Raw genomic sequence first — 16,989 nt, 5'->3', positions numbered from 1 at the left:
GAAGGACCCTCCCAGCATTTCGAGTGCCCACTATGGGCCTCGGCCGCACCAGGACGTCAAGGGTCGTGCGACCGCAGCGCGCGGAACGGGGACCACCGATGGAGATCACGTCGTACGCGCCGGGCACGCCGTGCTGGGTCGACCTCAACACCGCCGACCCCGGCACCACCGCGGAGTTCTACGCCGAGCTGTTCGGCTGGACCGTGCGCGACACCGGCCCCGCGAGCGGCGGCTACCTGATGCTCCTGCTCGGGGGCGAACCCGTCGCGGGCATCGGCCCGCAGTTCGAACCGGCGCCGGGCCCCACGTTCTGGACCACTTACCTGTCCACCGACGACGTGGACGCCAGCGCCGCCGCCTTCCAGCGCGCGGGCGGCCAGGTGCACGTGGCCCCGATGGACGTGCTCGACGCCGGCCGGATCGCGGTCGGCTCCGACCCCACCGGCGCCGCCGTCGCGCTCTGGCAACCCCGCCGCACGGTCGGCTCCGCGCGCGTCGACGAGCCCGGGGCGCCGTGCTGGCACGAGCTCGCGACCCGCGAACCGGAACGCGCCACCGCGTTCTACCGGGAGCTGTTCGGCTGGGAGGTGGTCCCGCAGCAGGTCGCGGGTGCCGACTACCGGCTGCTGCGGCTCGACGGCCGCGAGATCGGCGGCATGATCCGGATCGGGACCGACTGGCCCGCCGAGGTGCCGCCGCACTGGCAGGTGTACTTCGCGGTGCCCGACGCGGACCGGGCCCTCCAGCGGCTGACCGCGCTCGGCGGCACCGTCCGCACCGGACCCGTCGAGATCGAACCCGGCCGGTTCGCCGTCGTCCAGGACCCGGCGGGCGGCGTCTTCGGCATCATCGCCCTGCGCGCCTGACCGCCGCGCCCGATCCGCGGGCCCGCCGGATTCCCCGCCGCACGGCCGGAATCGACGAGGCTAGGCCGGCAGCGGGTGGTCATCGCCCGGTCGGGTAGTACAGATTCGACCGCGGATCACGGATCATCAGAGGGCGAATCCAACGGGTCGTTCCCCGGTCGCACCGGTCGGCCCCGCCGCACCCGATGCCCGCCGGGCTCCCCCGCCCGGAATCGCCGGCGGCGGCGAACTCCGCGATGCCCGTCTCCTGCCGGACGTCCCCGCTCGCGGATCCCCCGACCGCCGCGGGACGGAGCCGCTGAGGGGACTCGAACCCCTGACCGTCCGCTTACAAGGCGGGTGCTCTACCAACTGAGCTACAGCGGCGCGCACGGCCACGCCGTGCGCGCACATCGTAATCGGCGGTGGTCGCCCGCGGTGAAGCGGCCGGGCCGGTGGCCCCCTCGCCCGCGGGCGCGCGGGCCGGGTGTCAGGCTCGTGACGGAGGACACGAAGCGGACGTGCAACGGCCACGGCGTGCGGGCCGATGGCCGAGGGGACGAGCAACGCGGTCACCTCGAGGTGACGAGCAGGAAGGTAGGTCTGCGGTGGGAATCACGCAGCGCGCCCGTGGTGTGCTGCGGCGGCGCGACCCGGCCGAGCCGGTGGGGACACGCAACGCCGTTTACGGGCCGGCACTGCCCGAGGAATCAACGGTCCACCTGGTGATGGACCTGGGGCTGCGCATCGGCGAGGTCCAGATGGCCAGCGGTGCGGGCGCATCCGACGTCACCGCGACGATCATCGGTGTGGTCAGCGCCTACGGCCTGCCGCACTGCGAGGTCGACGTCATCTACACGTCGATCACCGTCTCCTGCTACCGGGGCACCGAGGAGGTGCCCATCACCTCGCTGCGCGTGGTGCGGAACCGGTCCATCGACTACACGCGGCTCGCCGACGTGGAGGACCTGGTCCGGAAGATCACCGCCGGTGAGATGTCCGCGTCGGACGCCTACTCCGAGCTGGACAAGATCACATCGGCGCCGCACCCCTTCCCGCGCTGGGTCGCGACCCTCGCGTGGGCGGGCATGGCGGCCTCGCTGTCGGTGCTGCTCGGCGGCGGGGATCCGATGCTGCCCCTCGTCGCCGCGGTGGTGACGGCGCTGGTGGACCGGATCGGGCGGTACCTGAACAAACGCGCGCTGCCGTTCTTCTTCCAGCAGGCGGTCGGCGGCGCGGTGGCGACGAGCATCGCGCTGGCCTGCTCCCGGTTCGGAGTGCTGGACACCGCTGCGCTGGCCGTGGCGGCGAGCATCATCGTGCTGCTGTCCGGGATGACCGTCGTCGGGTCGATGCAGGACGCGATCACCGGCTACAACGTGACCGCCGCGGGGCGGATCGCCGAGCTCGCGCTGATGTCGGCCGGGCTGATCGCCGGCGTGGTCCTCTCGCTCTACGTCGGGGTGCAGATCTTCGCCGAGTTCGGCGGGAGCACCGACGACCTGCTGCGCAACGTCGGGGCCGCGCAGGTCTCGTCGGGGGTCCTGCTGATCCCGGTGCAGGCGCTCGCGGGCGCCTCGACCTCGGCCTGCTTCGCGCTGGCCAGCTACGCCCCGCCCCGGCCGCTCATCATCGCCGCGCTCGGCGGGGCGGTCGCCGCAGGGGTGTCGGGCGCGCTGACGAACGTGGGCGGGCTGAACACGGTCCTCGCCGGCGCGATCGCCACGACGATCGTCGGTTTCACCGGCGGCCTGGTGGCCAGGCGGCTCCGGATCCCCGCGCTGGTGATCGCGGTGTCCGGCGTGGCGCCGCTGCTGCCCGGGCTGGCGACCTACCGCGGGCTGTACCAGATCGCGGTGGTCAGCGACCCGGCCGGCATGTCGACGCTGATGCTGGCGGCCGCGACCGGTCTGGCGCTGGGCGCCGGGGTGGTGCTGGGCGAGTACCTGGCGCAGCCGGTGCGCACCCGGCTGGGCGGGTTGGAGCGGAAGCTCGCCGGCCCGCGCCTGTCCGGGCCGCTGCGGCCCACCCGGCGCCGCCTGGAATGAGGTCCGGGCGCGGTCCGGCGGGCCTCCCGCCGGACCGCCGTCCCCCGCACGGGGAGTGAGCAAGGACTCGGGGCGCGTTGGCCCACACGAACGACGCGGGCGATGGATAGATTGACTAGCCTCGCCTGCGGGTAGTGAGTGATCCGGGACGGACCGCGACGGCGGTCCAGCCGCTGGAGAGCACGATGCCGCCGGCGCAGCCCATCCCGCCCGAGACAGCAGCGGTCTCCCGAGGAGGCAACACCGGTGAGTAGGGGCAGCACGCCCGCCCGTGCGGATTTCGTCGTCGTCGCCAACAGGCTCCCCGTCGACCTGGAGAAGCTCCCGGACGGCACCGAGCGCTGGAAGCACAGCCCCGGTGGCCTGGTGACCGCGCTGGAGCCGTTCCTGCGCGCCCGCCGCGGCGCCTGGGTCGGCTGGCCGGGCGTGGCCGACGTCGACGTCGAACCGTTCACCGACGAGGACCTGCACCTGCACCCGGTGCGGCTGTCCTCCGACGAGTTCCAGGACTACTACGAAGGTTTCTCGAACGCGACGCTGTGGCCGCTCTACCACGACGTGGTGGTCCCGCCGGTGTTCGACCGGTCCTGGTGGGAGGCGTTCCGCCGGGTGAACCGCCGGTTCGCGGAGGCCGCCGCCGAGGTCAGCGCCGAGGGCGCGACCGTGTGGGTGCAGGACTACCAGCTGCAGCTGGTGCCCGCGATGCTGCGGGAGCTGCGGCCGGACCTGCGCATCGGCTTCTTCCTGCACATCCCGTTCCCGCCGGTGGAGCTGTTCATGCAGCTGCCGTGGCGCACCGAGATCGTGCGCGGGCTGCTCGGCGCGGACCTCGTCGGGTTCCACCGGCCGGGCGGGGCGCAGAACTTCCTGTGGCTGGCGCGGCGGCTCGCCGGGTTCGAACCGAGCCGCGGTCAGGTCGGGGTGCGGTCCCGGCCGGGCGTGGTGCAGGTCGGCGACCGCGCGGTGCGGGTCGGCGCGTTCCCCATCTCCATCGCCTCCTCCGAGCTGGACCAGATGGCGCGCAGCAAGGAGATCCAGCAGCGCGCCAAGGAGATCCGCGCCGAACTGGGCAATCCGCGCCGCATCATGCTCGGCGTCGACCGGCTGGACTACACCAAGGGCATCGACGTGCGGCTGCACGCGATGCACGAGCTGCTCGCCGACGGCCAGATCCGCGCCGAGGACGTGGCGATGATCCAGATCGCCACGCCGAGCCGGGAACGCGTCGAGCACTACAAGCAGATGCGCGAAGGGATCGAGCGCGAAGTCGGCCGGATCAACGGCGAATTCGGCCGGGTGGGTCACCCGGCAGTGCACTATTTGCACACGTCGGTGGACAAGAAGGACCTGGTGGCGTTCTACTGCGCGGCCGACGTCATGGTCGTCACGCCGGTCCGCGACGGCATGAACCTGGTGTGCAAGGAGTACGTCGCCTGCAGGCACGACCTGGGCGGCACGCTCGTGCTCAGCGAGTTCGCCGGAGCGGCCGCGGAACTCACCAGCGCCTTCCTGGTCAACCCGCACAACTTGGACGGCGTGAAGGAGGCCTTGCTCTCCGCCCTCGACATCGAGCAGGCCGACGGCCGCCGTAGGATGCGAGCATTGCGTAGGCAGGTGCTCACGCACGACGTCGACCGCTGGGCCCGTTCGTTCCTCGAAGCGCTCGGGACTCCCTGACGGGGCTCGACGTCGAAGAGCCCGCCGCGCGAGGTAACTGGTCGATCACCGGACGGGACGTGCGGCGGGAACCGGCAGCGGACCCGACCTGCACACCCGGCACCGAATCGATCATGCAGACCCATCCGACCGCCCAGAGGAGTATGGCGTTGACCGCCGAAGCTCTCCCCGCCGAGCTGCGCCGCACGATCGTCCAGCTCGCGCGCACCCCTCGACTGCTGGTCGCCTGCGACTATGACGGCACTCTCGCCCCGATCGTGGCCGACCCGAACGCGGCCAAGCCGCTCCCCGAATCGGTGCACGCGCTGCGTTCGCTGGCGTCCCTGCCTGCGACGACCACCGCAGTGATCTCCGGCCGCGCGCTGCGCGACCTGGCCACCCTGTCCCGCCTCCCCTCCGAGGTCCACCTCGTCGGCAGCCACGGCTCCGAGTTCGACGTGGGCTTCGTGCACGAACTCGAACCGCAGGCCACCGAGCTGCGCACCCGGCTGCAGCGCGGCCTGCAGGACATCGTCGCCGGCAAGGAGGGCGTCACCCTCGAGGCGAAGCCGGCCAGCGTCGCGGTGCACGTGCGCCGCGCCGCGGACGACGTCGCCGAGAGCGTGCTCGACGAAGTCCGCTCCGGACCCGCCACCTGGGACGGCGTGCAGGTCACCGACGGCAAGGCCGTGATCGAGCTGGCCGTGGTGCAGACCGACAAGGGCAACGCCCTCGACGCGCTGCGCCACCAGGTCGCCGCCACCGCCGCGATCTTCCTCGGCGACGACGTCACCGACGAGAAGGCGTTCGCCCGGCTGCACGGCCCCGACCTGGGGCTGAAGGTCGGCGACGGCGACACGCTCGCCGAGTTCCGCGTCGCCGACACCACGCAGGTCGCGACCGCGCTCGCCTTCCTGATGGAAGAACGGCGCACCTGGCTCTACGGCGAGCAGGCCCCGCCGATCGAGCGGCTCACCATGCTGTCCAACGAGCGCACCGTCGCCCTGCTCACCCCGGACGCGCGGCTGACCTGGATGTGCCACCCGGGCCCGGACTCGGCGGCCGTGTTCGCCGACCTGCTCGGCGGCCCCGGCGCAGGCCACTTCTCCATCCGCCCGCACGGCGGGGACGGCGCGCCGCGCAGCCCGCTGCCGCTGGGCCAGCGCTACGTGCCGGGCACCATGACCGTCGAGACCCGCTGGTCGCGGCTGCTGGTCACCGACTACCTGGAGCACGGGGTCGACGGGCACCGCACCGACCTCATCCGGGTGATCAGCGGCGAGACGAAGGCCGCCATCGAGTTCGCGCCGCGCCCCGAGTTCGGCCAGGTCCCGGTGCGGCTCGTCGCCGAACGGGACGGGCTGCGGGTGATGGGCACCGCGGAGCCGATGGTGCTGCACGCCCCCGGCATCACCTGGGAGATCTCCTCCGACGGGATGCACGAATCGGCGCGGGCCGTGGTGTCCGCCCCCGACGAGGCACCGGTCGTGCTGGAGCTGCGCTGCGGCACCGAGGACCTGTCCCCGTCCGAGCGCACCGAGCAGCAGCGCCGCGCCGCCGCCGACGTGTACTGGTCGGACTGGCTGGCGACGCTGACGCTGCCCGCCGTGGAGACCGACCTGGTCGGCCGGTCCGCGCTGACGCTGCGCGGCCTGTGCAACACCGACACCGGCGGGATCATGGCGGCCGCGACGACCTCGCTGCCGGAGGAGATCGGCGGCGTCCGCAACTGGGACTACCGCTACTGCTGGCTGCGGGACGGCTCGATGACCGCGCAGGCGCTGGTCACGCTGGGTTCCACCGCCGAGGCGGAAGGTTTCCTGGACTGGCTGCACCGCGTGCTGGAGACGCTGCCCGGACCGGAGCGCCTGCACCCGCTGTACAGCCTGCAGGGCACCAGCCTCGGGCCGGAGGCCGTGATCGACAGCCTGCCCGGTTACGCCGGTTCGCGGCCGGTGCGCGTCGGCAACCTCGCCGACCAGCAGGTCCAGCTGGACGTGTTCGGGCCGGTCGTGGAGCTCGTCTGGCACCTCGCCGAGGTGACCGGCGGCGTGCGGGACCGCGACTGGCAGCTGGTGAAGGCGATGGCCGAGGCCGTCTCGCACCGCTGGTTCGAACCGGACCACGGCATCTGGGAGGAGCGCGACCAGCCGCGCCACCACGTGTACTCGAAGGTGATGTGCTGGGTCACGCTGGACCGCGCCGTCAAGATCGCCGAGCGGTACGACCGGGAGGCCGAGCCCGCCTGGGGCCCGCTGCGCGACGAGATCGCGCAGGACGTCATCAAGAACGGCTGGCAGCCGGACGTGCAGGCGTTCACCACCGCCTACGAGGGTTCCGACCTGGACGCGGCCTCGCTGCACGTGGGCCTGTCCGGCCTGATCGACCCGTCCGACGAGCGGTTCCGCGCCACGGTGAACGCGATCGAGTCGGAGCTGCGCAGCGGCTCCACCGTGTACCGCTACCGCCGGGACGACGGGCTGCCGGGCGACGAGGGCGGCTTCCACCTGTGCGCGGCCTGGCTGATCGAGGCGTACCTGCTGATCGGCCGCCGCACCGAGGCCGAGGAGCTGTTCCAGCAGATCGTGGACACCGCGGGACCGACCGGGCTGCTCGCCGAGGAGTACGACCCGATCGCGGAGCGTTCGCTGGGCAACCACCCGCAGGCGTACTCCCACCTGGGCCTGATCCGCTGCGCGCAGCTGCTCTCCCGGTGACCGCGCGCTGACCGCACGCTCCACGGCACGGGCCGTTCACCCACCGGGTGGACGGCCCGTGCCGCGTTCCGCCCCGGATTCCAGATCACGTTTCGCGGCGAAACCGCCGTTCGGGTCGACCACGGCCGTTACGCTCCGCCGCGGGATGACGCACTCGCGCGGTGACGCGCGGACTTCTGGGGGGACCACGTGACGGGATTGACGATCGCGATCGTGCTCATCGGCATCGCCGTCGCGGTGTCGAGCCTGGTGCTGCTGTACCGCCGCACCCGGGCCGCGCCGCAGGCGGCGAGCGGGCCGACCGACCCGTTCCACACCGGCGACGAGGACTCGCTGCGCGGTGATCCGCGGCGGCTCAAGGCAGGCGACATCGTGGAGGTGCGCGGGCTGAGCTACACGGTGCGCGGCTCGCTGCGGCTCGTCGAAGGCGGCTGGGGCTGGGCGGAGCACCTGCTCGACGACGCGAAGGGCACCCAGGTGTGGCTCGGCGTCGAAGAGGACCCGGACCTGGAGCTGACGCTGTGGACGCCGGCCGACGACGCCGGTGAGCCCGGCGGGAAGCACGTCGAGTTCGGCGGCCGCCGCTACGCGCGCGAGGAATCCGGCTCGGCGACGTTCCGCAGCGAGGCCACCACCGGCCTCGACGAGCAGGGCACCGTCCGCTACCAGGACTACGCCGCCGACGACGGCGCGCTGCTGGGCTTCGAGTCCTACGGCGACTCCGGCTGGGAGGCGAGCACCGGCGAACGGCTCAGCCGGTACGACGTGCGCATCTACCCGACCGCGGACTGAGGCGCACCGCCATGGGACGAGGGATCTGGATCGCGCTGGCGAGCGTCGGCGCGGTCGTGGCGCTGCTCATCGCGGTGATCGCGGTGTTCAGCGGCGGCTCCGGGCCGCGCGGCTACGTGCCCGCGCACTACCAGCGCGCCCCCGCGCTGGACATCGCGGACGCCAGGGACGAGGCCTACACCAGCCCGAAACCGGTGCCGGTGGTGGCGCGGGAGATCACCTCCCGGCGGAAGCCGCAGTCGCAGCACACCGACAGCAGCGGCGTCTACCTGCGCTATTCCGACGACGCGGTGATCGTCCAGCCGCACGGCGCGGGTTCGGTGATCCACCTGATGGACGCCGATCGGGCCTACCGCCACTACCACTCGCACCTCGGCGGGGTGTGGGGCTGGGGCGGTCACCGCGGCGAGACGTTCCGCGGTGGCGGGCCGGGCTCCGGCAAGTGAGCGCTCCTCGGGCCGCGGTGCGCGGCCCCCGCAGACGAAGAAGGGCACGACCTTGTACCAGAACCTGCTCTCCGGCCTGATCGCCGCGGTCGCCTACGGGGTGATCGGCACGATGATGATGGGCCTCGGCTACCTGCTGGTGGACCTCGCCACGCCCGGCAAGCTGCGCGACCTGATCTGGGTGCGGCGCAACCCGAACGCGGCGCTGCTGCTGGTGTCCGGGCTGATCGGCGTCGGGATCGTCCTCACCACCGCCATCGCCGCCAGCTCCGACGACCTGGTCGCCGGGCTGCTCGGCACCGTCGTGTACGGGCTGATCGGATTGGTGCTGATGAGCCTGTCCTTCCTGCTCATCGACGCGCTCACCCCCGGCAGGCTGGGCGAGGAGCTGTCCGCGGAGACCATGCACCCCGGCACCTGGGTGTCGGCGGCGGCGCACCTGGTGATCGCGGCGCTGATGGCCGCCGCCATCTGGTGACGGTGACCCCGTGACCACCGGTGCCGACCTGGACGCCCGCGCCGACGCGCCTGCGGAGCCCGCTCCGCGCGGCCGCGCCGCCCGCACCGCGGTGCTGGTGGCGGTGTTCCTGTGCGCCGCGTGCGGTCTGGTGTACGAGCTGGCGCTGGTCGCGCTCGGCAGCTACCTGATCGGCGACACCGTCGGGCAGGCGTCGATCGTGCTGTCGCTGATGGTGTTCGCGATGGGCGTGGGCGCGCTCGCCGCGAAACCGCTGCAGCGCCGGGCCGCGGCCGCGTTCGCCGCGGTGGAGGTGCTGCTCGCGCTCATCGGCGGGCTCAGCGTGCTGCTGCTGTACGCCGCGTTCGCCTGGCTGAGCCTGTACACCCCGGCGCTGGTGGTGACCTCCCTGGCGCTGGGGCTGCTGATCGGCGCCGAGATCCCGCTGCTGATGGTGCTGCTGCAGCGCATCCGGAAGCAGGACGCGGGATCGGCGGTGGCCGACCTGTTCGCCGCCGACTACGTCGGCGGGCTGCTCGGCGGGCTGGCGTTCCCGTTCGTGCTGCTCCCGGTGTTCGGGCAGCTGCAGGGCGCGCTGCTGGTGGGGATGCTCAACGCGGCGGCCGGACTCGGCCTGGTGCTCGTCGTGTTCCGCCGGGAGCTGTCGAAGCGGGCGCTGCTGCTGCTCGTGTCCGGAACGGTGCTGGTCGCGGGCGTGCTCGGCACGGCGTGGCTGCTCTCCGACGAGTTCGAGGTGACCGCCCGGCAGGCGCTGTACCGGGACCCGGTGGTGCAGTCGCTGCGCACCCCGTACCAGGAGATCGTGCTGACCGAGTCGTTCCCGCTGGACGGCGACCCGGACACCCGGCTCTACCTGAACGGCGACCTGCAGTTCAGCTCGGTCGACGAGTACCGGTACCACGAGGCGCTGGTGCACCCGGTGCTCGACGGCCCCCGTTCGCACGTGCTGATCCTCGGCGGCGGCGACGGGCTGGCGCTGCGCGAAGTGCTGCGCTACCCGGACGTGCGGGACGTGACCCTGGTGGAGCTGGATCCGGCGGTGCCGCGGCTCGCCCGCACCGACCCGCGGGTGACGGCGCTGAACGGGGGCGCGTTCGAGGACCCGCGGGTGCACCTGGTGTCCGCGGACGCGTTCGGCTGGCTGCGCGACGACCGGGCGCGGTTCGACGCGGTGGTCGTGGACATGCCGGACCCGGACTCGACGGCGACCGCGAAGCTGTACTCCACCGAGTTCTACGGGCTGGTGCGGCGCGCGATGACCGACGACGCGCGGGTCGTCGTGCAGGCGGGCTCGCCGTACTTCGCGCCGAAGGCGTTCTGGGCGATCGAGGCGACGATGCGGGAGGCCGGGCTGGGCACCACGCCCTACCAGGCCTCGGTGCCGAGCTTCGGCGAGTGGGGCTTCCACCTGGGCGCCGCCGGACCGGCCCGCGAGCTGCGGCTGCCCGCGGACGCCCCGCCGCTGCGCTCGCTGGACCCGCGGACGCTGGCCGCCGCCGCGGCGTTCCCGCCGGACCGCGCCCGGATCAGCGGGCTGACCCCGTCGACGCTGCTGCACCCCACGATCCTGAGCTACGTCCAGGACGAGTGGCGGAACTACTGAACCGCCGGCGCCCGGGTTCGCGCTCGGATCACGGACCGAACCAGCGCTCTTCGGCGGAGCGGGGCGGGGCGGCGGTGGTGCCGGTGATCAGCCGGGTTTCGAGCAGCACGTCGCGCGGCCTGCCGGGTTCGCTGGTGTCCAGCAGCAGGCGGCCCGCGGCCCGGCCCTTCTCCAGCACCGGCTGGCGGACCGTCGTGAGTCCGGCCCGGTCGGCGTCGTCGATGCCGTCGAAGCCGGTGATGGTGAGGTCTTCGGGCACCCGCACGCCGCGGCGCCGCGCCTCTTCCAGCGCGCCGAGGGCCAGTATGTCGGAGGTGCAGATGATCGCGGTGATCTCCGGGTCGATCTCCAGCAGCTGGGCCGCGGCGGAGGCGCCGGACTCGGTGCTGTGGTCGAAGCGCTCCACCACCGGGACCTGCGCCCAGTCGACGCCGGCTTCGCTGAACGCGGCGGCGAGCGCGGTGAGCCGGGAGCGCTGCACGTGGAAGCTGGCGTTCGCCTGCCGGTGCACGGAGGCGACGCCGTCGTTGCGGCCGCGCGCCAGGCGCATGCAGGACACGCCGATGCGGCGGTGGCCGAGGCCGATCAGGTGCTCGGCGAGGACGCGCACCGCGCCTTCGTCGTCGGGCCCGACCCAGTCCAGCTGGTCGATGCGCGGCTGGTCGCAGATGACGACCGGCACCGGGCGTTCGAGCACGGCGGCCAGGTGCGGGTCGTCGTCGGGCACCGAGTACACGACGAACCCGTCGACACCGGCGCGGTGCACCGAGGCGACGTCTTCGCGCTCCGGGCTGGCCGGGATGAGCAGCAGGCCGTGCCCGGCGTCTTCGCAGGCCAGCGCGAGCCCTTCGAGGAACTGGATCGCGGCCGGGTCGCGGAAGGCGTAGGAGAGGTTCTCGGTGAGCAGCAGCCCGACCGCCCCGGCCTTCCGGGTGCGGAGCGAGCGCGCGACCGGATCGGGGCCCGGGTAGCCGAGCCTGCGCGCGGTGTCGAGCACCCGCTTCCGGAGCTCCGGCGAGAGCTGATCCGGGCGGTTGTACGCGTTCGACACCGTGGTCCTGGAGACCCCGAGCTCCGCCGCCAGCGAAGCCAGCGTCGCAGGCCGTCGGGCATTCGTTGACCGAGCCATGGAGGAACCGTAACGGTTCAGTACCCGGCGGTGAAGCCGCCGAGATGCAGATCCCATTGCCGATCGGCAACGATCACCACGAGTAGTCGGATGATCACTTTCCGAACCGGTTCGAGGAAAGGGATGACCTTAACTCGGTTAAGCGCTACGTTGTGCTTAACCCGAGTCAGTGAAAGGTGCGTCCCAGATGTCCGAGGTTGCATACGTCCAGGCATCCCGCCTCTACCCGGGTAACCCACCGGTGCGAGCCGTCAACGCACTCGATCTGCAGGTCGACGACGGAGAGTTCCTGGTCCTGGTCGGACCGTCCGGCTCGGGCAAGTCGACCGCGCTGCGCATGCTCGCCGGCCTGGAGGACGTCGACGAAGGCGCCATCACCATCGGCGGCCAGGACGTCACCAACACCCCGCCGAAGGCGCGCGACATCGCGATGGTCTTCCAGTCCTACGCGCTGTACCCGCACATGACGGTCGCCGACAACATGGGCTTCGCGCTGAAGCTGCGCAAGACCCCCAAGGACGAGATCCGGGCCAAGGTCACCGAGGCCGCCAAGATGCTCGACCTGGAGAAGTACCTGGACCGCAAGCCCAAGGCGCTCTCCGGCGGCCAGCGCCAGCGCGTCGCGATGGGCCGCGCCATCGTCCGCGAGCCCAGCGTCTTCCTGATGGACGAACCGCTGTCCAACCTGGACGCGAAGCTGCGCGTGGAGACCCGCGCCAACATCGCCGCGCTGCAGAAGCGGCTGGCCACCACCACGATCTACGTCACGCACGACCAGGTGGAGGCCATGACCATGGGCCACCGGGTCGCGGTGCTCAAGGACGGGCTGCTCCAGCAGGTCGCCAGCCCGCGCGAGCTGTACGAGAACCCGCGCAACGCGTTCGTCGCCGGCTTCATCGGCTCGCCCGCGATGAACCTCAAGACGGTGCCGCTGTCCGCGGGGGGCGCCGAGCTCGACGGGCAGACCATCCCGCTGACCCGCGCCGCACTGGCCGCGGCCGACGGGCTGCAGGAGGTGACCTTCGGCGTGCGCCCGGAGGCGCTGAGCCTGGTCTCCGGCGAGGACGAGAAGGCCATGACGATGACCGTCGAGCTCGTCGAGGAACTCGGCGCGGACGCCCTGGTGCACGGCAGCATCCAGGTCGCCGGGCAGCCGCAGCGGTTCGTGGTCCGCACCGACGGCCGGACCCCGCCCGCGCTGGGCCAGCAGGTGAAGGTGGCGCTGCGCGACTCCGGCGAGGTGCACCTGTTCCGCCCGGACGACGGCACCCGCCTGACCAGCTGATCCACCCGCACGCCTGCGATGCCCCCGCCCGCCCGGCGGGGGCATCGTGCTGTCCGCCCCCGGGATCCCGGTCGGGTGGCCCGCCCAGCACCGCGAGGCCGGGTGAACGGACCGCCCGTCCGATCTACCGGGACGAACGGTCCGTTCACCAGCCACGCGAGGTCGACGTGAACGGACCGCCTGACCGATGCCGTCGGGCGGGCGGTCCGCCACGCGCGATCGGGGTGAACGGACCGCCTGACCGGCGCCTCGGTCTGACCGCCCGTCCGGTGCGGCAGAGCGGGCGGGCGCACTCCGGCGCGATAATGCGAAACGTTGTCATGTTCACAACGAACGGCCCGCCCGCTGGGGCACTTCCCCGCACCTCGCGGCGTACGCTGCACATGACAACGGTTTCCGTTTGCGGTCGTCGCCGAACTCGGCTCCCGGCCGCCCACCACCACGGTGCGTTCCCCGAGGAGTGCGTTCATGACCGTCTTCACCCGACGTGCCCGCCGCAGCGGCGCGGCGCTGACCGGGCTCGCCGTAGTCGCGCTGACCGCAGGTGCCTGCGGCGGCGGTTCCGGCCAGAGCGCCGACGACGGCAAGCTCAAGGTCGTCGCCACCACCAACGTCTGGGCCTCGGTGGCCAGGGCCGTCGGCGGCCAGGACGTCGACGTCGAATCGATCATCGACGACCCCGCGGCCGACCCGCACTCCTACGAGAGCAGCCCGCAGGACGCGGCGAAGATCAGCGAGGCCGACCTGGTGCTGCTCAACGGCGGCGGCTACGACGAGTTCGCCGAGAAGATCCTCGGCACGAGCGGCGACAAGCCGACCGTGCAGGCCTTCGGAGGCGAGCACGAGCACGGCGACCACGCGGATGACCACGCGGGCGAACCCGCCGCGGACCACGACGAGCACGCGGGCGAACCCGCCGACGAGCACGGCGCCGAGCACGCGGGCGACGCGCACGAGGGGCACCACCACGACCACTCGGTGAACGAGCATGTCTGGTACGACCTGCACGTGGTGCGCGAGACCGCCGACCAGGTCGCCGACCGGCTCGGTGAGCTCCAGCCGGAGAAGTCGCAGGCGTTCCACGACGGCGCCGCCCGCTTCGGCGAGCAGATCGGCGGCCTGGAGGGCCGGGTGCAGCAGATCTCGGCCACCGAGCACGGCAAGAAGGTCATCGTCACCGAACCCGTCGCGCAGTACCTCGTCGAGGCGGCCGGGCTCACCGACATCACCCCGCAGTCCTTCGTGAACTCCGTCGAGGACGGCAACGACCCGTCCGCCGCCTCCGTCGCGGAGATCCAGAACGCGGTGAACTCCAAGCAGGCCGCCGCCGTCATCTACAACCCGCAGACCGAATCGCCGGTCACCGAATCCGTCCGCAAGGACGCGGAGCAGAATCAGACCCCGGTCGTCGAGATGACCGAGACGCTGCCGCAGCAGAACCAGGACTACGTGCGGTGGATGGACGGCCAGATCTCGGCGCTGCAGAACGCGCTGACCGGCCGGGCCTGACCCGGCGGGCGCCTTCGCCGGGGCGGTGGACCGCCCGTCCACCGGCCCGGCGCCCGAACCGACCCCACCACTGATCCGAGAGCCACGTGGAACCCAGCACCGACACCGAAGCACCGGACCGCACCGAACCGGATACCACCGGGCGGGATCCCGCGGTCCGGTTGCGCGGCGCCCGCCTCTCCTACGGCCCGCGCGTCCTGTGGGACGGGCTGGACCTGGACGTGCACCCCGGCGAGTTCCTCGCGGTGCTCGGCCCCAACGGTTCGGGGAAGACGAGCCTGCTGCGGGTGCTGCTCGGGTTGCAGCCGCTCAGCGGCGGCGAGGTGCGGATCGCGGGCGAGGCGGCGCGGCGCGGGAGCTCCCGCATCGGCTACATCCCGCAGCAGCGCTCGGTGGATCCGACGCTCACGGTCCGCGGCAGCGACCTCGTCGGCCTCGGCTTGGACGGCCACCACTGGGGGGTGGGCTTCCGCGGCCGCAAGGACCGCAGGCAGCGGGTCGAGCGGGCGCTGCGCGCGGTGGAGGCCACCGAGTACGCGCGGATGCCGCTGGGCCTGCTCTCCGGCGGTGAGCAGCAGCGGCTGCGGGTCGCGCAGGCCCTGGTCGGCGATCCGCACGTGCTGCTGTGCGACGAGCCGCTGCTGTCGCTGGACATCGCGCACCAGCGCAACGTGAGCAGGCTGATCGCCCGGCAGGCGCGGGAGACCGGCTCGGCGGTGCTGTTCGTGACGCACGAGATCAACCCGGTGCTGCCGCTGGTGGACCGGATCCTGTACCTGGTCGACGGCCGGTTCCGGATCGGCACGCCGGACGAGGTGATGACCTCGGCGACGCTGTCCGAGCTGTACCGGTCGGACGTCGAGGTGGCCCGGGTCGGCGGCAGGCTCGTCGTCACCGGCACCGACGAAGTCGATCACCACCACGTCGACGCGGAGACCACCTCATGAACACCCTGCTGGACGCCCTGAGCCGGTTCTTCGACTTCGAGCTCACCGGGAACCTGCTCGGCTACCCGTTCGTGCAGCAGGCGCTGCTGGCCGCGGCCGCGCTCGGCCTGGTGTCGGGGGCGCTGGCACCGCTGGTGGTGGCGCGGAAGATGTCGTTCGCGGTGCACGGCACCGCGGAGCTCGCGTTCACCGGCGCGGCCGCCGCCCTGCTGTTCGGCGCGAGCGTCGGGGCCGGGGCGCTCGGCGGCGCGGTGGTGGCGGCGCTGCTGCTCGGGTTCCTCGGGCAGCGCGGCGGGGAGCGGGACTCGGTGATCGGCGCGATCCTGTCGTTCGGCCTCGGCCTCGGGGTGCTGCTGCTGTGGATGAACCCGGAGCGCACCTCGAACAAGTTCAGCCTGCTCATCGGCCAGATCGTCGGCGTGGACTCGGCCGACGTGGCGCTGCTGGCCGGGAGCGCCGCGGTGGTGCTGGTCGTGCTGGCCGTGGTGTACCGGCCGCTGCTGTTCGCCAGCGTCGACCCCGACGTGGCGGCGGCGCGCGGCGTGCCGGCCCGGCTGCTCAGCCCGCTGTTCGCGGTGCTGGTGGGCGTGGCGACCGCGCTCGGCGTGTACACGGTGGGTGCGCTGCTGGTGCTGGCGCTGATGGTGACGCCGGGCGCGGCGGCGGCGCGGGTGACCGCGAGCCCGCTGCTGTCCACGGTGCTGGCCGTGGTGTTCGCCGAGGTCGCGGTGCTGGGCGGCATCGTGCTGTCGCTGGCGCCGGGGGCGCCGGTGAGCGCCTTCGTGACGATCCTGTCGTTCGCGATCTACCTGGTGTGCCGCGCGGTCGGCAACGTGCGGCTGCGCCGCGTCTCGCGCGCTCCCGCGGCCGCCTGAGCCGCGATCCGGGCCCGCTGATCGCCGTCCGATCGTCCGGCGGTGACCGCCCGGGGCACGCACGCTGAGCGGGTGTTCTCCTCGGAGCGGGGCCTGCTGCGCCGGACGGCGGTGACCGCGCTGGCCGTCGCCGCGAGCACCGCGGTGTACTTCGCGCTGCCGCTGGGCGTGTTCGACGTGCGCGGCACGTGGGCGTTCGTCGGCGCGTTCGCGGCGGGCCTGGTCGTGGTGGCCGTGGTGATCGTGCGCCAGGTCCGCCGGTTCCGTTCCGGGGGCGTGGCGCTGACCGGGGTGCTGATCTCGCTGTACCTGGCGGTGCTGTTCTTCGCGGCGGTGTACTGCGCGTTGAACGCGCACTGGCCGGGGTCGATCGCCTCGCTGCGCACCAAGGTGGATGCGCTGTACTTCGCGCTGTCGATCACCAGCACGGTCGGGTTCGGGGACGTGCACGCCTCCTCGCAGGCGGCGCGGGTGCTGGTGGGCGTGCACCTGGTGTTCAACCTGGGGTTCCTCGGCGCGGCGGTCACGGCCGTCCGCAACGCCACCCGGTGAGCACGGGGCCCGCCCTCGGACCCGCGCCCCGTCAGCGGCGGAGCCGACGAGCACCCGGGGCACCGGTGCCGCCGCGGGTTCCCGCGCGGACGGCGAGGTCGCGGGCG

At 72.7% G+C, this 16,989-nt stretch carries 14 protein-coding genes and 1 tRNA gene; 13 read left to right on the top strand and 2 right to left on the bottom strand.

Features of this window, described 5'->3' with window-relative positions; genetic code table 11:
• The first annotated feature begins 98 nt into the window (after positions 1–98).
• Positions 99–866 (top strand): VOC family protein, encoded by a 768-nt coding sequence (locus AC29IT_RS11650; RefSeq protein WP_488218705.1) that lies wholly within the window; start codon positions 99–101, stop codon positions 864–866.
• 293 nt (positions 867–1,159) lie between these two features.
• Here AC29IT_RS11650 and AC29IT_RS11645 read toward each other — a convergent pair.
• Positions 1,160–1,232, bottom strand: a tRNA-Thr gene (locus tag AC29IT_RS11645).
• Positions 1,233–1,453: 221 nt separating this feature from the next.
• On the opposite strand from AC29IT_RS11645, the gene AC29IT_RS11640 reads away from it, so the two are divergent.
• From AC29IT_RS11640 to AC29IT_RS11610, 7 genes are all read left to right on the top strand, one after another.
• On the top strand, positions 1,454–2,893 hold the full coding sequence (locus AC29IT_RS11640) for a threonine/serine exporter family protein (protein WP_358435052.1): 1,440 nt from the start codon (positions 1,454–1,456) through the stop codon (positions 2,891–2,893).
• Positions 2,894–3,139: 246 nt separating this feature from the next.
• The gene (locus AC29IT_RS11635) at positions 3,140–4,570 is read left to right on the top strand and encodes an alpha,alpha-trehalose-phosphate synthase (UDP-forming) (RefSeq protein ID WP_358435049.1); all 1,431 of its coding nucleotides are present in this window, start codon (positions 3,140–3,142) and stop codon (positions 4,568–4,570) included.
• A gap of 143 nt (positions 4,571–4,713) precedes the next feature.
• Positions 4,714–7,266, top strand: coding sequence for a trehalose-phosphatase (gene otsB / locus AC29IT_RS11630; RefSeq protein WP_488218704.1), 2,553 nt, complete (start codon positions 4,714–4,716; stop codon positions 7,264–7,266).
• A gap of 189 nt (positions 7,267–7,455) precedes the next feature.
• A complete protein-coding gene (locus AC29IT_RS11625) occupies positions 7,456–8,058 on the top strand; it encodes a DUF4178 domain-containing protein (protein WP_358435043.1) in 603 nt (200 codons plus the stop codon).
• Positions 8,059–8,069: 11 nt separating this feature from the next.
• Entirely contained in the window at positions 8,070–8,504 is a 435-nt protein-coding gene (locus AC29IT_RS11620; RefSeq protein WP_358435041.1) for a DUF4247 domain-containing protein, read from the top strand.
• Positions 8,505–8,556: 52 nt separating this feature from the next.
• The gene (locus AC29IT_RS11615; protein WP_488218703.1) at positions 8,557–8,982 is read left to right on the top strand and encodes a DUF350 domain-containing protein; all 426 of its coding nucleotides are present in this window, start codon (positions 8,557–8,559) and stop codon (positions 8,980–8,982) included.
• 10 nt (positions 8,983–8,992) lie between these two features.
• The gene (locus AC29IT_RS11610; RefSeq protein ID WP_358435036.1) at positions 8,993–10,585 is read left to right on the top strand and encodes a polyamine aminopropyltransferase; all 1,593 of its coding nucleotides are present in this window, start codon (positions 8,993–8,995) and stop codon (positions 10,583–10,585) included.
• Positions 10,586–10,613: 28 nt separating this feature from the next.
• On the opposite strand, the gene AC29IT_RS11605 is transcribed toward AC29IT_RS11610, so the two are convergent.
• Complete coding sequence (locus AC29IT_RS11605; RefSeq protein WP_358435033.1) at positions 10,614–11,714, bottom strand: LacI family DNA-binding transcriptional regulator; 1,101 nt, start codon at positions 11,712–11,714, stop codon at positions 10,614–10,616.
• A gap of 187 nt (positions 11,715–11,901) precedes the next feature.
• Here AC29IT_RS11605 and AC29IT_RS11600 point away from each other — a divergent pair, with 187 nt between their 5' ends.
• The 5 genes from AC29IT_RS11600 to AC29IT_RS11580 all read left to right on the top strand — a co-directional run bounded on the left by AC29IT_RS11600 (position 11,902) and on the right by AC29IT_RS11580 (position 16,882).
• Positions 11,902–12,999 carry an ABC transporter ATP-binding protein gene (locus tag AC29IT_RS11600; RefSeq protein ID WP_358435031.1) on the top strand — a complete coding sequence of 366 codons (1,098 nt, stop codon included), beginning with the start codon at positions 11,902–11,904 and terminating at the stop codon, positions 12,997–12,999.
• Between the two features lie 468 nt (positions 13,000–13,467).
• A complete protein-coding gene (locus tag AC29IT_RS11595; protein ID WP_488218702.1) occupies positions 13,468–14,508 on the top strand; it encodes a metal ABC transporter solute-binding protein, Zn/Mn family in 1,041 nt (346 codons plus the stop codon).
• A gap of 86 nt (positions 14,509–14,594) precedes the next feature.
• The gene (locus AC29IT_RS11590; protein ID WP_488218701.1) at positions 14,595–15,455 is read left to right on the top strand and encodes a metal ABC transporter ATP-binding protein; all 861 of its coding nucleotides are present in this window, start codon (positions 14,595–14,597) and stop codon (positions 15,453–15,455) included.
• Positions 15,452–16,330 carry a metal ABC transporter permease gene (locus AC29IT_RS11585; protein ID WP_358435025.1) on the top strand — a complete coding sequence of 293 codons (879 nt, stop codon included), beginning with the start codon at positions 15,452–15,454 and terminating at the stop codon, positions 16,328–16,330. Before AC29IT_RS11590 ends, AC29IT_RS11585 begins: the two co-directional genes overlap by 4 nt.
• Before the next feature lie 42 nt (positions 16,331–16,372).
• Positions 16,373–16,882, top strand: coding sequence for an ion channel (locus AC29IT_RS11580; RefSeq protein ID WP_358435022.1), 510 nt, complete (start codon positions 16,373–16,375; stop codon positions 16,880–16,882).
• Positions 16,883–16,989 lie beyond the last annotated feature (107 nt).

It is taken from the genome of Saccharopolyspora sp. MMCC62, from assembly GCF_057736575.1.
Note: the sequence above shows the minus strand (reverse complement) of the source record. Positions and strands in the feature narration are given on the sequence as shown.

Coding starts and splice junctions, on each gene's coding strand:
- AC29IT_RS11650 (WP_488218705.1), top strand. CDS start 99: ATGGAGATCACGTCGTACGCGCCGGGCACGCCGTGCTGGGTCGACCTC.
- otsB (WP_488218704.1), top strand. CDS start 4,714: ATGGCGTTGACCGCCGAAGCTCTCCCCGCCGAGCTGCGCCGCACGATC.
- AC29IT_RS11620 (WP_358435041.1), top strand. CDS start 8,070: ATGGGACGAGGGATCTGGATCGCGCTGGCGAGCGTCGGCGCGGTCGTG.
- AC29IT_RS11605 (WP_358435033.1), bottom strand. CDS start 11,714: ATGGCTCGGTCAACGAATGCCCGACGGCCTGCGACGCTGGCTTCGCTG.
- AC29IT_RS11600 (WP_358435031.1), top strand. CDS start 11,902: ATGTCCGAGGTTGCATACGTCCAGGCATCCCGCCTCTACCCGGGTAAC.
- AC29IT_RS11595 (WP_488218702.1), top strand. CDS start 13,468: ATGACCGTCTTCACCCGACGTGCCCGCCGCAGCGGCGCGGCGCTGACC.
- AC29IT_RS11585 (WP_358435025.1), top strand. CDS start 15,452: ATGAACACCCTGCTGGACGCCCTGAGCCGGTTCTTCGACTTCGAGCTC.